This window comes from Bordetella genomosp. 4 (assembly GCF_002261185.1).
Classification (GTDB): domain Bacteria; phylum Pseudomonadota; class Gammaproteobacteria; order Burkholderiales; family Burkholderiaceae_B; genus Bordetella_A.
The window spans coordinates 70095-84127 of sequence record NZ_NEVQ01000015.1 but is presented as its reverse complement, the minus strand read 5'-3'; the positions used below and the strand labels follow the sequence as shown (position 1 = coordinate 84127).

The following is a 14033-nucleotide window of genomic DNA, read 5'->3' as shown; positions in this document are numbered from 1 at the left end:
ACTCTTTGCCAAATCGATCGCAACTGTCGTAATCTCCATAGCGGACGCTCCTTCCGTTCAAGTGGTTGTACGCACTCCCACTTTGGCACATTGATGCCGTTTCAGGTAGGGGCGTCCATCCCATTGACTTCCACTCGCTCGGCCACGAGGCGCGCCAACACGGTCACTGCCCCGCCTCGACTCGCAGAATCTCTGATTCCCTCGCCGCTGGCACGACTGGTCTTCGTAGGCTTCGTAGCACGGGCGTTTGCAAGGATGAAGATCTTGCAGGGCTGCTATTCATTGGCGCCTACGGGCGCGCCAATGAATAGCGTTCGTGATCTGCATGCGAAGGTTTTGGCATCGGAGATGAACAGAAGATCTCTCGAGCTACGATTTCGTTATACCTAGAGATGAACTGCGCATCATCGTCGCATGCACCAACTCTAGCCAAGCAGATCTTCCAAACTGGCACCATGCCACCCCGCCGCATGCCCGGACCGATCGCTATTCGCGCGTGTGCAGGGCACGCGCGAATAGCAGCACCGCAAGATCTTTCTCTTTGCCAACAGGGCTACAAAAAAACGCCAAGCAAGACAACCGTGCCAGCGACGTGATGAGCTTGAATTACTGCGAGTCGAGCCGAGGCAATCGGGCCGTGCGGGCGCCTCAAAGCCGAGTGGAGCGGATGCTGAAGGGAGGCCCGAAGGGGCCGGACGAAGCGAGCGAACACGATGTCCGGCGCCCGCGCGCCGGACCGGCTTTGTGAAGCCCGCACGGCCCGATTGCCTCGGCTCGACGTCCATAAGCACACCAACACCTGATAATCTCCCCAATCCCATACCGGTTAACAGCAACAACGCTGTCAACAATCCTTCATCTGCGCCCGCTACGCTGTAAAAAACGGGTAAAGGACCTGAAGCCATGAACTTTGAAGACCGCGACGAACTGCGACGCCGCATCGAAAACGATTTGCTCGACAGCCTGGACGAAGAGCTGGAGCTGGAAATCGAAGACCGCACCTATGACCTGGCACAGCAGGAGGGCGGCGCCGCCCCAGGGAATGAAACACATGCCCAGCGCGTGGCCTATTTCCGCGAGCTGTTTCGTCTGCAAGGCGAGTTGGTCAAACTGCAGAACTGGGTTGCATCGACTCGGCAAAAAGCCGTCATCATTTTCGAGGGCCGCGATGCGGCAGGCAAGGGCGGCGTGATCAAGCGCATCACACAACGCCTGAACCCCCGCGTATGCCGCGTAGTGGCCTTGCCCGCACCCAACGATCGCGAGCGTACACAATGGTATTTCCAGCGTTATGTGGCGCATCTGCCTGCTGCCGGCGAACTAGTGCTGTTCGATCGCAGCTGGTACAACCGGGCAGGCGTCGAGCGCGTCATGGGGTTCTGTTCGGACGAGGAATACGAGGAGTTTTTCCGTTCGGTGCCGGAATTCGAACGTATGCTGGTGCGTTCGGGGATCAAGGTCATCAAATACTGGTTCTCGATCACGGATGAGGAACAGCATCTGCGCTTTCTGGGGCGTATCCACGATCCTCTCAAGCAATGGAAGCTCAGCCCCATGGATCTGGAGTCGCGCCGCCGCTGGGAGGACTACACCCGCGTCAAAGAGACGATGTTGGACCACACGCATATCGATGAGGCGCCGTGGTGGGTCGTGCCCGCTGACAACAAAAAACAGGCGCGGCTCAATTGCATCCATCACCTGCTATCGCAGTTTCCGTACGAGGAAGTGGAACGTGCCGAGGTGGTCTTGCCAGAGCGCGTGCGCAACAAGGACTATATCCGCCATCCGGTGCCGGCCGAGATGATCGTGCCTCAGGTGTATTGAGCCGGAGCGATCAGTACTGTCGCGGAATTATGGTTGAGATTAGGGGTCAATCGGCGGAAGTTCATCGGCGATCAAATCCAGCCCCGCGCGCAACAGCCGATCATAGCGTGCACGTTCAGCAGCGATGCTTTCGGGCGTCCATTCATAAAAGCCATGGCCCGCCTTCATGCCGTGCCTGCCATCCGCGGCGCGTTTGGTCAGACAACGTGCGGGCGTATCGCTGTTGCAGAATGAGGGATACATCGTGGCGCCTGCCGCGGCGTGTACCTCGATACCTGCGTGATCTCGCTGCAATACCGGTCCGGCGGCCAGGAACCGGAACCCGAAACCGAACCTTACGGCCGCATCGACATCCTCGGGCGAGGCGATACCTCGATCGATCAGATCAAACGCCTCGCGTGACAATGCGTGCTGCAAACGATTGGCCAGAAAGCCAGGCAAGTCTTTCAATACCTTGACGGGGACCATGCCGCAGCGGCGCATGAATGCAATCAGGGCATCAGCCTGCGCGGGGTCGCTGGCGTCGCACAACACCACCTCGACCAGCGGCACGAGATGCGCCGGCATGAAAAAGTGTAGGCCCAACATGCGATCTCGTGTATGGAGTCCCTCGCCGATCGCACTGATTGGAAAGCTCGAACTATTGCTCGCCAGAATGGCATGCGCAGGCGCACGTCGCTCCAGTTCGGCAAACAGGGCTTGCTTCAGATCCAGTCTTTCGGGAATGCATTCGATCACCAACGCGACGCTATTCCAGTCGACGCTATCCAGATCGGGCGCTGTTTGCACATAATCCGCCGCCTCCGCACGTCCGGCCGCCGTCAGGTTGGCGGCGACGCGTGCAGGCAAGGCCTGGGCGCGCGCGGCATCGGGTTCAATGACCGTCGTGCGGCAATGCGCACGTGCCAGGACCACGGCAACGTCAGCGCCCATTGTGCCGCCACCTACCACCACGGCGTGCGTAGCGGCGGGGTTTGCGAGCAGAGGTTGAGGTAATGAAGACATCATGTTTCCTTTGACGGGCGGCGCGTTGAGTCATGGCGCACGTCTCGAATGCGCGGCGGATGGGCCGGATGGCAGTCAGATCCCCCGGCTCTATGGCCGGGGTATCTGCAACACTGCGAGCGCGAGAGAGAGGCGGTACAGCATTGTCCATCAGTCCGGCGAAGGCAGCTGTAGTGACATGAGCTAAGCCTTGCCGGGCACGCTTTCCTTCGTATCTGTGGCTCGCAGAAAATCAAAATCCACGCCTTGATCGGCCTGCGTCACGCTCTGCATATACAGCTTGCGATAGCCGCGTTCCCCGGTAGGGCGCTCGATGGGATGCGCGGCGGCGCGGCGGGCGAGTTCCTCGTCGCTGATCAGCACGCTGATTTCTCGATTTTTCACAGACAAGCGGATGCGGTCACCCGTCTGTATATACGCCAATGGCCCGCCCACCGCTGCCTCGGGCGTCACATGCAGCACAATCGTGCCCGCCGCCGTGCCGCTCATGCGGCCATCGGAAATACGCACCATGTCTTTGACACCGGCTCGTGCGAGCTTGAGCGGAATCGGCATATAACCGGCCTCCGGCATGCCCGGTCCACCGGTGGGGCCAATGCGTTTCAGGACCAGCACATCGTCCGCCGTGACGTCCAGGGCATCGTCGTCAATGCGATTGGCCATGTCCTCGGCGTCCTCAAACACGACGGCACGGCCTTCATGTTCCATGAGTTTGGGGTTCGCTGCGGATTGCTTGATGATGGCGCCGCCAGGAGCCAGATTGCCGCGCAGAACGGCCAGGCCGCCGACGGGATAGATCGGCGAGTCGAACGGCCGGATCACATCCTGGACGAAGGCTGCAGGCGCAGCGTCGAGTTCCTCGCCCAACGTACGGCCGGATACGGTCAGCGCATCCAGATGCAGCAAGGGCCGCAGTTCACGCAGCAGGGCAGGCATGCCGCCCGCTTTGTGAAAATCCTCCATGTAGTGCTGGCCGGAGGGCTTCAGATCGACCAACACGGGAGTCTCTCGGCTCAGGCGATCCAGGCCAGCCAGATCGATATCGATGCCCAGCCGTCCTGCCATCGCGGTCAAGTGCACGATGCCATTGGTCGAGCCGCCTACTGACAGCAGCACGCGCAATGCATTCTCGAATGCCTTGCCTGTCAAGATCTTGTCAGGCGTCAGGCGGTTGACCGCCATGGCCACAGCCGTGGTGCCTGTCTGCTCCGCCACACGCATGCGGTCAGCCGTGACGGCAGGGGCTGAGGCGCCACCAAACACCATGATGCCCAAGGCCTCGGCCAGGCATGCCATCGTGCTGGCTGTTCCCATCACCGAACAGGTTCCGACGCTGGCCACCAGTTGATTATTGACGTCGGTGATCTCCTCGGCGTCGATCTCCTCTGCACGATAGCGGCCCCAATAGCGCCGGCAGTCCGTACACGCGCCCACGCGTTCGCCGCGATGCGAGCCTGTCAGCATGGCACCCGTGACCAATTGGATCGCCGGTACGCCTGCCGACGCCGCGCCCATCAATTGGGCGGGCACGGTCTTGTCACAGCCGCCGATCAGCACCACGGCATCCATGGGCTGCGCGCGAATCATCTCCTCGGTGTCCATGGACATCAAGTTGCGCAGATACATGCTGGTTGGCTGCGAAAAGCTCTCATGCACTGAGATCGTAGGGAAATCGACCGGCAGCCCGCCCGCCAGCATCACGCCGCGCTTAACCGCCTCGATCAGCTGGGGGGCATTGCCATGACAGGGGTTGTAGCTGCTGCCCGTATTCGCGATGCCGATCACGGGGCGAGACAGGGCGTCCTCGGTATAGCCAGCACCCTTGATAAAGGCCTTGCGCAGGAACAGCGAAAAGCCCGTGTCTCCATAATTGGTCAACCCTTTGCGCAGACCGGTGGCAGGGGATTCAGGTTTTTTTGAGGAAGCCATTGTCATCTCAATAATATTATTGATAATCTATGGGCGATCATATCCGGGCCTTCTCGCGTAATGCAAGTACCGGACGGTGAAGCGACGCCAGAAACACATTCAACCACTAACCTGGCAGGAGACAAACATGTTTTTATCGAGCAAGCGTCCACCCGCAAGGCGGGCATTTCTGGCCTGTGCCTTGACCTTTTGTGCGAGCCTGGGCTTGCCCACTGTTGCTGCTGCCGCGGGCTATCCCGAGCGTCCTGTGCGCATGGTGGTGCCTTATCCGCCCGGTGGGGCGACTGATGTGATAGGCCGCGTCATGGCGCAGGAGCTGTCGCTGGCACTGGGCCAGCAGTTCGTCGTGGAAAACCGTGCCGGTGCGACGGGCAACATCGGGGCAGATCATGTCGCGAAATCCGATCCCGACGGCTATACGCTATTGCTCGGCGCGTTGACGAGCCATTCCATCAATGCAGAGCTCTACAAAGGCAAAGTCCCTTACGACATCGAAAAGAGCTTTGCTCCTGTTTCTATCGTCGGTTCGGTACCGCTGGTGTTTGTGGTGAATCCTTCCGTAGAGGCGAAGTCGCTGCAGGAATTCATCGACTTAGCCAAAAAGCGCCCGGGCTATTTGACGATGGCTTCATCAGGCAATGGCTCGCCTCAGCATCTGGCCACTGAAATGTTCAAGAGCATGGTGGGCGTGGACGTCCTGCATGTGCCATACAAGGGCAGCGGCCCGGCGATGACGGATTTGATGGGCGGACAGGTGCTCAGCATGATCGAGACCGTACCGGCGGCGCAGGGGCACGTGAAGGCCGGCAAATTGCGGGCCCTGGCGGTGGCATCAGATCAGCGCGCTGAGGCCTTGCCCGAGGTGCCGACGACTGCCGAGGCGGGGCTGCCGAATTTCCAGGTTAGCTCCATGTTCGGCATCGTGGCGCCTGCCGGGACGCCGGACGCCGTCATTCAGAAGCTGAATGACTCGCTCAAACAGATCCTCGCCAAACCCGAAGTCAAAGCCGCGCTGCTGAATCAAGGCGCGGTGGCAACGTGGACGACGCCTGCGGATGCGGCTGCGCGCATTGGCGCGGAGCGAGCGAAATGGGCGAAAGTGATTGCAGACGCTGGGGTGAAGGGCGAGTAGCGGGGTAGGGCTGGCGGAACCCGCCAGCCTCATACTGGATCAGTGAATCGCAGCCATCAAACCTTGTGCGATCTGGCGCGATTCACGGGCTGCTGTGGTTGCTGCTATCAACCGGACGCACGAAATCCCGCCAGGCGATACCTGCCTCATATCCAACCTGTTCAAGCGCGCTCAACGTGTCAGCCGGCAGCAGCAAGCCATTTACGCGGTGACGTACATCGGCTTCGGCCTCGATTTCGCCTGGGTAATAGACCGTGTCGTGACCTGCGGCGACGGGGACGCTCTTGAGAGAAGCGATGTACGCCTCCATGCGCGTTTGAAATTCGGCGATCGGCTGAAACGCGTCGATATTCAGGGCCATGATGAAATGGCCCGCCCGGCTGCGATTGACCGGATCATATGGGCCGTGCACTTGATCCTGAAAACCGCTGCCCGACAAGACCCCTGACATCACATCCACCATGACGCCAATGGCATAGCCTTTATGGCCGGCCATGGGCAGGATAAAGCCTTTCAGGGCCTCTTTCGGATCGGTCGTCGGGTTGCCTTGTGCATCGACCGCCCAGTTGGCAGGGATAGGCTCATGACGATTGTTCGCCAGATAAATCTTTCCCCGGGCGACGCCGGAATTGGCGATGTCCATGATCATCGGCGCATGCTTGCCGGCCGGTACGCCGATAGACCATGGGTTCGTGCCGATTTTCTTTTGCAAGCCGCCCCATGGAGCCATATTGGGCCCGCCATTACTCATCATCAGCATGGCGCAATTCTGTAGCGCGCCTTGCCGAGTGAAGTACATGCACGTGCCAAAATGGTTCGAATGCCGGACCGACACAATGCCCACACCGTGTGCACGCGCACGCCGTACGGCTTCTTCGGTAGCTTGGTGCGCAATGACTGGGCCGACGCCGTCATTGCCGTCCAGTACGCTGACGGCGCCCGCATCGATCACGGTCTGCAGGCGAGTCACGCCTTTCATTGCTCCGGAGCGCAAGCGAGCGTAATACCAGCCCAATCTCAGCAGGCCATGTGATTGGTGCCCCCATAAGTCCGCCTGGAGCAGTGCGTCGGCCGCCAGGTCGGCGTCGGCAGGCGGTACGCCCGCCTGCTGGTACACAGCGCAGGCAAAATCTTTGAGCGCCTCGGCGGACAATGGCGTGCACGACAGTTCGTCGATAGAGGAGGATTGCATCGCGTGACTCATTTGTTGAGATGGATATTGCGTTCGCGGATAAAGGTCTGCCACTTGTCCAGATCTGACCGAAACAAGGTGTTGAATTGTTCATGAGACAAATTGCCAGGCCGTAGGCCTTCTTCGGGAAAGCGCGCCTGAATGGTGGGGTCTTTCAACGCCTGGAGCATGGCCGTATTGAGCTTGCTGACGATAGCGTCCGGCGTGCCCGCCGGCACGAATACGCCGAACCAGACACTCATTTCGAATCCCGGATAGGTTTCTGCAATCGTAGGAACGTCCGGCAACACACTGATCCGCTCACGGCTGGCGACGGCGATAGGTTTGAGTTTCTTGGATTCGATAAAGTTGATGAACCCGGGGACCGTGCCGAAAGACATCATGATCGTACCGCCGACCAGATCGTTGATCGAATTGGCCGTGCCTTTGTAGTGGACCATCGTCAGCTTGGTATCGCTGGCCTGGCTGACCATCTCTGCGACCAGATGCGACATTTGGCCGGCGCCCGGTGTGCCTACGGTCACCTCATTCGGATGTTGTTTGGCGTATGCCACCAATTCGGGAACCGTGTTAAAGGGAACTGACGGGTGAGCGGCGAGCAAAGTCGGCGCATCAGCCAGATAAGTGACGGGTATCAGATCCTTGCGCGTGTCGTAGGGCAGCGTCTGATACAGCGAGGGATTGCTGGTGATCGCGCTGTTGGTCATCAGAATGGTGTACCCGTCGGGTGCTGCCTTGGCGACCAGATCCGTGCCGATGATGCTCGATGCACCTGGACGGTTTTCTACCACGACATTCTGTCCTAGCAACGGGCCCATTTTTTCCGCGACGAGACGGGCCACCACGTCCGAGCCGCCGCCCGGAGCAAAGGGGGCTATCATCCTGATGGGTCTGTCGGGATAGTCAGCGGCCGATGCGGACACGCCGCAGCCGAGCAAAAAGAGGGCAGGGAACAGGCCGCGCAGTACTGTGATGGGTTTCATGGTCGTCTCCTTGAGTTTTTATTTGCTGCACAGGCACTATAGAAAAATCTGCCTGCCTCACAGTGCGAGTTTTTGAGCCGAATACATTAGAAGCGCTTAACAAAATGAAGAGCCTGGACATTGATCACCTACGGACATTCGTTGCTGTCGTGGATCGGGAGTCATTCGCCGCGGCTGCCGTCGAGGTGTTGCGTACGCAATCGGCGGTGACGCAGCAAATGCAGCGTTTGGAGGCATTGTTTGGTAAACGGTTATTCCAGCGTGTGGGGCGCAACAAGCAATTGACGCCGGACGGATTGCGTCTGCTGGATTATGCGAGGCGTCTGCTGGCGCTAAACGATGAGGCCTGCGCCGCCATGCTGTCCCGAGAGGAAAGCGGCGAGTTGAGATTGGGCGCGCCTCATGACGTGACCGACAGTATCCTGCCCAATCTCCTGGCGCATTTTTCTCAGGCGTTTCCTCGATTGCGGATCGCGATTCATGTCGGGCGCAGTCCTCATCTCTTGCAGCGCTTGCGCCAGGGGGAAATCGATATGACGATTGCGGGATCGGATGCACCGGATCTGCGGCACATCACATTGCGCACCTCGCCTATCGTATGGATGTGTGCCGCCCGCTATCGGTATGATCCAGAGCAACCTTTGCCTTTGATCGTGGCAGCTGAATCGAGCCAATTTCGCCGCATCGCAATAGAGCACCTGGATCGTATAGGTATTCCGTGGCGGATTACCTATACCTCTCCGACGGTGGTGGGTGTACGCGCGGCAGTGAGGGCAGGGTTGGGCGTGACCGCGCGCAGCGTTGAAATGTTGGGCAGCGATCTGCGCGTGATGAGCGAGGCAGAGGCGTTGCCGAGATTGCCTGATGTCAGTTTCAGGTTGTATTTAAGCCCGCTCAGTGCGAACAGCGCCGCGCAGCGGGTGTTCGATTCGCTGGGGCATCTGAATTTGTAGCCCGGCGAGATCGAAGGCAAGGTCCAGCAGTGCACGCATGCTGGACCATTGCCATCAAGTCACCGGCGTCAGCACTTTACGCTGCTGAAACCAGCCATCGAGATTGCTCAATACCAGATCGGCCATGGCCTGCCGAGTTTCTTCCGTACCGCTCGCCAAGTGCGGAAAGAGCACGACTTGATCCATGTCCAATAGCGCCTGCGGGACTTGAGGCTCGTGCTCAAACACGTCCAGGCCAGCACCAGCGATACGGCCGTCTTGCAAGGCCTTGACCAATGCAGACTCGTCGACGACGGTTCCCCGTGCCACGTTGATGAGATACCCCTTGGGACCCAACGCGTTGAGGACCGCATCATTAATCAGATGTTGCGTGTCTGCTCCACCAGGCACAACCACCACCAGAAAATCGCTGTCTTCGGCCAGTTGGATCAGGTTGTCGTAATAGCGATAGTGACCCGGCACATCGCTGCGCGCGCGACGGTTGTAATACGCGATGCTCATGTCAAAGGCTTCGGCGCGTCTGGCGACCTGCAGGCCGATGCTGCCCAACCCGACAATGCCGCAGCGTTTGCCGCTGGGTTTGACCGCGAGCGGAAAGGCTTCGTTGAGCCAGCGACCCTCGCGCACGAAACGATCCGCCAGGCAGAGACGGCGCGACACGTTCAAGATCAGTGCGAGCGCAGTATCCGCAACGCAATCGTTCAACACGCCAGGCGTATTGGTCACGACGACGCCGCGTTTCTTGGCGGTGCCGATGTCGATGGGATCGTAGCCCACCCCTTGGCTGAAAATGCCTTCCAGCTTGGGCAGGCTATTGATCAGTTCTGCCGATGCGCCGTGGCGTCCGCTGGTGACCATGCCACGCACCGTTTGCCCTTGCATTTGCAGAAAACCGGCCTGGTCTTTGATTTCCCACCAGCGGTGCAAGCGGTAATGGCGATCGACGTGTTCAGTGATGGCGGGGGGCATGGGGCCCACCATCAGTACGTCGATGAGATCCGTGGAGACAGCATCAGTCATGAAAAATCCAATCTATAGGGTTTCAAGAACCCGCTTTGCCTTCGGCGGTCCAGTCATGGGGGACAGCGGGTTCTCGCGTATGAAGCTTCTTATTGTGCGAGCAGGCCACGCGCCTTGATGATCTCGCCATAGCGTGCTCGCTCGCTTGCGGCCAGCTGCGCCAACTCTTCAGGCGTCGAGCCGTGAGCGCCTGCACCTTGGGCCAGCAGCTTTTGCTTGATGCCTTCCTCGTTGGCGACATCGCGGATGGCTTTCGAGAGCTTGTCGACGATGGCTTGAGGCGTGCCTGCGGGCACCAGCACGGCGGTCCAGGATCCGCCTTGGGCATTCTTGATGCCGGCTTCGTCGATCGTGGGTACATCCGGCATCGCGGGCGAACGCTTGTCGCCTGTGACGGCCAGCGCACGCAGCTTGCCGGCTTGTACGAACGAATTGGTTTCCAGCACCGAGGCGAACAACATATCGACGCGGCCGCCCATCAGGTCGCCCATGGCCGGGCCACCGCCTTTATACGGAACGTGCAGCAATTCCGTACCCGTGGCCAATTGGAATACCTCTGCCGTCAGGTGAGGCGCGCCACCGGTGCCCGAACTGGCAAACGTGTGCTGGCCGGGCTCGGCCTTGGCCAAGGCCACGAGGTCTTGCACCGTTTTGACGTTCAGCGAAGGCGGCACGACCAGCACAAAAGGCAGGTCCGAGAACAGCGACACCGGCGCGAACGCCACCGCAGGATCGGTTTTCAACTTGTAAATCCAGGGGTTGATGGAGAGCATGCCCGAGTTTGCGAACAGCAGCGTGTAGCCATCAGGATCCGCGCGCGCGACCAGATCGGCAGCGATTTGCCCGCCTGCGCCGGCCTTGTTGTCGACGACGATGGTCTGGCCCAATGTCTGCCCCAGGCGTTCGGCCAGAATGCGGGCGGAAATGTCAGTGCCGCCACCGGGCGAGAACGGAACGACCAGCGAAACAGGACGATTGGGGTAATCGCCCGCCGCCTGGCTGGTGATGGGAAAACATGCTGCGATCGCCAAGGTCAGTGCGCCCGTGATCCGGGCGTGAATACGAGTAATCCGCTTTGCTTTCATGCGTTTGTGTCTCCGCAATACCGTTTTTGAATTGATTTTTAACTGAGCCGCTCTCGCTGGGTCGCAGCGCGCATGCTGTCTGGTTTACGGCATCTTTGAATGATGCCAACGGCAAAAGTATAGGGGCGGGGACACCATTCAATACCAATTAAGCTATAAATAACATTACCCGATACACATATTGAATGGATGGATGAGGCAGTATGGAACTGCGTCAATTGGAATGTTTTGTCGCCGTGGCCGAGGAATTGCACTTTGGCCGGGCAGCGGCGCGATTGCGCATGACGCAACCGCCACTCAGCCGGCAGATACAGCTGCTGGAACAGGACCTGGGCGTGACGCTGCTCGAACGCCATAGCCGCGTCGTCAGGCTGACTGCCGCGGGGCAGCGTCTGCTGCGAGATGCGCGTCATCTGTTGGATTATTCGGCACGTGCAGCGCTCGCGGCGCGGCGCGCTGCGCACGGCGAGGCGGGGCACCTGACCTTGGGATACACCGCTGTGGCAGCCTACCGTTTGATGCCGGCGATGCTGATGCGTGCGCAGCGGGTGCTGCCCGACGTCAATATCCAGTTGCGTGAAATGGTGTCCAGCGATCTGGGCCGGTTGCTATTGGCCGGCGAGCTCGACGTCGCATTGACGCGGCATGTGCCTATGCATCAGGGATTGGAAAAGCGGTTGATGGAGCGTGAAGCACTGATATTGGCGCTGCCTGCCGGTTCTCCGTTGTGCGCCATGGATACCGTGCCGCTGCGTGCCTTGCATCAACAGCCGTTGATACTGTATTCGCCGGGGGATAGCCGATATTTCCATGACCGCATTGTCGGCGCCATGGGCCTGGCCAATATCGCGCCACGCTATGTACAACGCGCCAGCCAAACACATACCTTGGTCGCGCTGGTCAGGGCAGGGCTGGGATATGGCATCGTGCCGGATTCGGCGCGAGAGCTGCATTTCGAGGGCGTGGAATATCGTCCCATTGCGCAAAAGAACCTGTACGCAGATATTTATCTGGCGTGGCGGCAGCAGGCGGACAATCCTACGGTAGAGGCGTTCCTGGATCGCGTCGCGGGGCGGGATGCAATGACAGACGCACCCGATGTCACGCTGGACGAGGCGTGAATCGGGCACGCAAAAAATAACGCCGGATTCGAGGGCGAATCCGGCGTTATCGTGGTGCTTTACCGCGTTTCTATCTACGATCAGGGCTTTTGCGGCGCGCCGTCGACCAGACGCCACAGGCCCAGCGGATTGGCCTGTTGAACCGCCTCGGGCAGCAACGCATCAGGCAGATCCTGATAGCAGACCGGACGCAAGAAACGATCGATTGCCGTCGTACCCACCGACGTGTACATCGCATTGGACGTCGACGGGAACGGACCACCATGCACCATGGCGTAGGTGACTTCCACACCGGTGGGGAAGCCGTTGGCCAGAATGCGGCCAGCCTTGCGTTCCAATACCGGCAACAGGGTGCGCGCAGCCTCAACGTCGCTGGCTTCGATCTGCAGCGTGCTGGTCAACTGGCCTTCCAGGTGTTCGGCGATCTCGCGCATTTCCGCGACGTCGCGCACGCGGATCAGAAGCGAGGCAGGACCGAATACTTCGGCTTCCAACGCCTTGTCTTTCAAGAAACGCTGTGCATCGGTGCTATACAGCACGGCCTGAGCGCTATTGGGGCGGCCTTCGCTGCTTTGGCCCTTGGCTACGCACGATACGCCTTCGACTGCGCTCAGTTGCGCCACGCCGGAGTTATAGGCGTCGGCGATGCCCGGGGTGAGCATGGTGCCGGCCGGTGCGGGTTGCAGCGCTGCCGTCACTGCAGATTCAAAACGCTTCAGATCCGGACCATCGATCGCGATGACCAGACCCGGATTCGTGCACAGTTGGCCCACACTGCCGGTCAACGAGGTGGCAAAGCCTTGTGCAATGCTTTCCGCGCGGGCAGACAACGCGCCCGGGAACAGGAATACAGGATTGATGCTGCTCATCTCGGCGTAGACCGGGATCGGCTCGGGGCGGGCGTTAGCGGTGCGTACCAGCGCCAGGCCGCCTTGACGCGAGCCGGTAAAGCCCACGGCCTTGATCGCAGGGTGCGCAACCAGCGCGTCGCCCAGGGTGCGGCCTGCGCCGAACAGCAGCGAGAACACGCCCTCGGGCAGATTGTTGTCTTTGACCGCTTTTTGAATGGCACGGCCCACCAGCTCCGACAGGCCGGGGTGGCCGCTATGCGCCTTGACCACAACCGGGCAGCCCGCGGCCAGTGCCGAGGCGGTATCGCCACCGGCGACCGAGAATGCCAATGGGAAATTGCTGGCGCCGAACACGGCGACCGGGCCGAGCGGCACGCGAGATAGGCGCAGGTCCGAGCGCGGCAGGGGCTTGCGTTCGGGTTGGGCCGGATCGATGGTGGCGTTCAGGAACAGACCATCACGCACGACTTTCGCGAACAGACGCAGTTGGCCAACGGTACGGCCGCGCTCGCCTTGCAGACGGGCTTCGGGCAGGCCGGTTTCGGCCATGCCGCGCGCGATCAGTTCGTCGCCGAGCGCCATGATGTTGTCGGCAATACTTTCCAGGAAAGCGGCGCGCTGAGCCAGCGGTGCAGCGCGATAGGGATCGAACGCCGCGGCGGCCAATTCGCAGGCGCGATTGACTTCGTCCTTGCCGCCCATGCCGAATTCAGGCTCGATGTGTTCGTTACGAGCCGGGTCAAATGCGCGCTGTGCGCCCAGTGTGCCGCGCACGGCGCTGGCGCCGATGAGCATCTCACCAGTGATAGACATGGAAAAGTCTCCTGAAGCTGAATTGAATGGATTCCGGAGGGGAGCCCGTATAAACGTTCTAGTATAGGGAAAGATGGTGGTCAGCCAGGAGGTTCTTTTCTGATTCAGTCAGAAAAAACATCGAT

Annotated in this window: 11 protein-coding genes; 4 read left to right on the top strand and 7 right to left on the bottom strand. The window is 60.0% G+C overall.

Translation table 11 applies throughout. The features are described 5' to 3' along the window. Positions 1-903: 903 nt before the first annotated feature. A complete protein-coding gene (gene ppk2 / locus CAL20_RS16745) occupies positions 904-1824 on the top strand; it encodes a polyphosphate kinase 2 (protein WP_094820792.1) in 921 nt (306 codons plus the stop codon). 39 nt (positions 1825-1863) lie between these two features. On the opposite strand, the gene CAL20_RS16740 is transcribed toward ppk2, so the two are convergent. Further along, positions 1864-2832 carry a 3-hydroxyacyl-CoA dehydrogenase family protein gene (locus CAL20_RS16740; RefSeq protein ID WP_373558309.1) on the bottom strand — a complete coding sequence of 323 codons (969 nt, stop codon included), beginning with the start codon at positions 2830-2832 and terminating at the stop codon, positions 1864-1866. A gap of 180 nt (positions 2833-3012) precedes the next feature. Beyond that, entirely contained in the window at positions 3013-4758 is a 1746-nt protein-coding gene (locus CAL20_RS16730) for an IlvD/Edd family dehydratase (RefSeq protein ID WP_094838441.1), read from the bottom strand. Positions 4759-4885: 127 nt separating this feature from the next. On the opposite strand from CAL20_RS16730, the gene CAL20_RS16725 reads away from it, so the two are divergent. Then, positions 4886-5890: a Bug family tripartite tricarboxylate transporter substrate binding protein gene (locus tag CAL20_RS16725; RefSeq protein WP_094838440.1), complete on the top strand. Its 1005-nt coding sequence runs from the start codon at positions 4886-4888 to the stop codon at positions 5888-5890. A gap of 82 nt (positions 5891-5972) precedes the next feature. Here CAL20_RS16725 and CAL20_RS16720 read toward each other — a convergent pair whose 3' ends face one another. Together CAL20_RS16720 and CAL20_RS16715 are read right to left on the bottom strand one after the other, a co-directional pair. Then, entirely contained in the window at positions 5973-7082 is a 1110-nt protein-coding gene (locus CAL20_RS16720; protein ID WP_179266691.1) for an Ldh family oxidoreductase, read from the bottom strand. Positions 7083-7090: 8 nt separating this feature from the next. Further along, positions 7091-8065: a Bug family tripartite tricarboxylate transporter substrate binding protein gene (locus CAL20_RS16715; protein ID WP_094838439.1), complete on the bottom strand. Its 975-nt coding sequence runs from the start codon at positions 8063-8065 to the stop codon at positions 7091-7093. A 104-nt stretch (positions 8066-8169) separates the two neighbouring features. Between CAL20_RS16715 and CAL20_RS16710 the strand changes: the two genes are divergently transcribed. Next, the gene (locus tag CAL20_RS16710) at positions 8170-9018 is read left to right on the top strand and encodes a LysR substrate-binding domain-containing protein (RefSeq protein ID WP_094838438.1); all 849 of its coding nucleotides are present in this window, start codon (positions 8170-8172) and stop codon (positions 9016-9018) included. 54 nt (positions 9019-9072) lie between these two features. Here the strand turns inward: CAL20_RS16710 and CAL20_RS16705 are convergent, their stop codons facing one another. Both CAL20_RS16705 and CAL20_RS16700 read right to left on the bottom strand, forming a co-directional pair. Next, positions 9073-10038 (bottom strand): 2-hydroxyacid dehydrogenase, encoded by a 966-nt coding sequence (locus tag CAL20_RS16705; RefSeq protein ID WP_094838437.1) that lies wholly within the window; start codon positions 10036-10038, stop codon positions 9073-9075. Positions 10039-10127: 89 nt separating this feature from the next. Next, positions 10128-11123 (bottom strand): Bug family tripartite tricarboxylate transporter substrate binding protein, encoded by a 996-nt coding sequence (locus tag CAL20_RS16700; protein WP_094820797.1) that lies wholly within the window; start codon positions 11121-11123, stop codon positions 10128-10130. A gap of 203 nt (positions 11124-11326) precedes the next feature. Between CAL20_RS16700 and CAL20_RS16695 the strand changes: the two genes are divergently transcribed. Beyond that, positions 11327-12244 carry a LysR family transcriptional regulator gene (locus tag CAL20_RS16695; protein ID WP_094838436.1) on the top strand — a complete coding sequence of 306 codons (918 nt, stop codon included), beginning with the start codon at positions 11327-11329 and terminating at the stop codon, positions 12242-12244. Between the two features lie 80 nt (positions 12245-12324). On the opposite strand, the gene CAL20_RS16690 is transcribed toward CAL20_RS16695, so the two are convergent. Beyond that, entirely contained in the window at positions 12325-13908 is a 1584-nt protein-coding gene (locus CAL20_RS16690) for an aldehyde dehydrogenase (NADP(+)) (RefSeq protein WP_094838435.1), read from the bottom strand. Positions 13909-14033: the final 125 nt, after the last annotated feature.

Bases quoted from the DNA above. Each gene is read 5' to 3' on its own strand.
- ppk2 (WP_094820792.1), top strand. From the start codon at position 904: ATGAACTTTGAAGACCGCGACGAACTGCGACGCCGCATCGAAAACGAT.
- CAL20_RS16740 (WP_373558309.1), bottom strand. From the start codon at position 2,832: ATGATGTCTTCATTACCTCAACCTCTGCTCGCAAACCCCGCCGCTACG.
- CAL20_RS16730 (WP_094838441.1), bottom strand. From the start codon at position 4,758: ATGGCTTCCTCAAAAAAACCTGAATCCCCTGCCACCGGTCTGCGCAAA.
- CAL20_RS16725 (WP_094838440.1), top strand. From the start codon at position 4,886: ATGTTTTTATCGAGCAAGCGTCCACCCGCAAGGCGGGCATTTCTGGCC.
- CAL20_RS16720 (WP_179266691.1), bottom strand. From the start codon at position 7,082: ATGCAATCCTCCTCTATCGACGAACTGTCGTGCACGCCATTGTCCGCC.
- CAL20_RS16715 (WP_094838439.1), bottom strand. From the start codon at position 8,065: ATGAAACCCATCACAGTACTGCGCGGCCTGTTCCCTGCCCTCTTTTTG.
- CAL20_RS16710 (WP_094838438.1), top strand. From the start codon at position 8,170: ATGAAGAGCCTGGACATTGATCACCTACGGACATTCGTTGCTGTCGTG.
- CAL20_RS16705 (WP_094838437.1), bottom strand. From the start codon at position 10,038: ATGACTGATGCTGTCTCCACGGATCTCATCGACGTACTGATGGTGGGC.
- CAL20_RS16700 (WP_094820797.1), bottom strand. From the start codon at position 11,123: ATGAAAGCAAAGCGGATTACTCGTATTCACGCCCGGATCACGGGCGCA.
- CAL20_RS16695 (WP_094838436.1), top strand. From the start codon at position 11,327: ATGGAACTGCGTCAATTGGAATGTTTTGTCGCCGTGGCCGAGGAATTG.
- CAL20_RS16690 (WP_094838435.1), bottom strand. From the start codon at position 13,908: ATGTCTATCACTGGTGAGATGCTCATCGGCGCCAGCGCCGTGCGCGGC.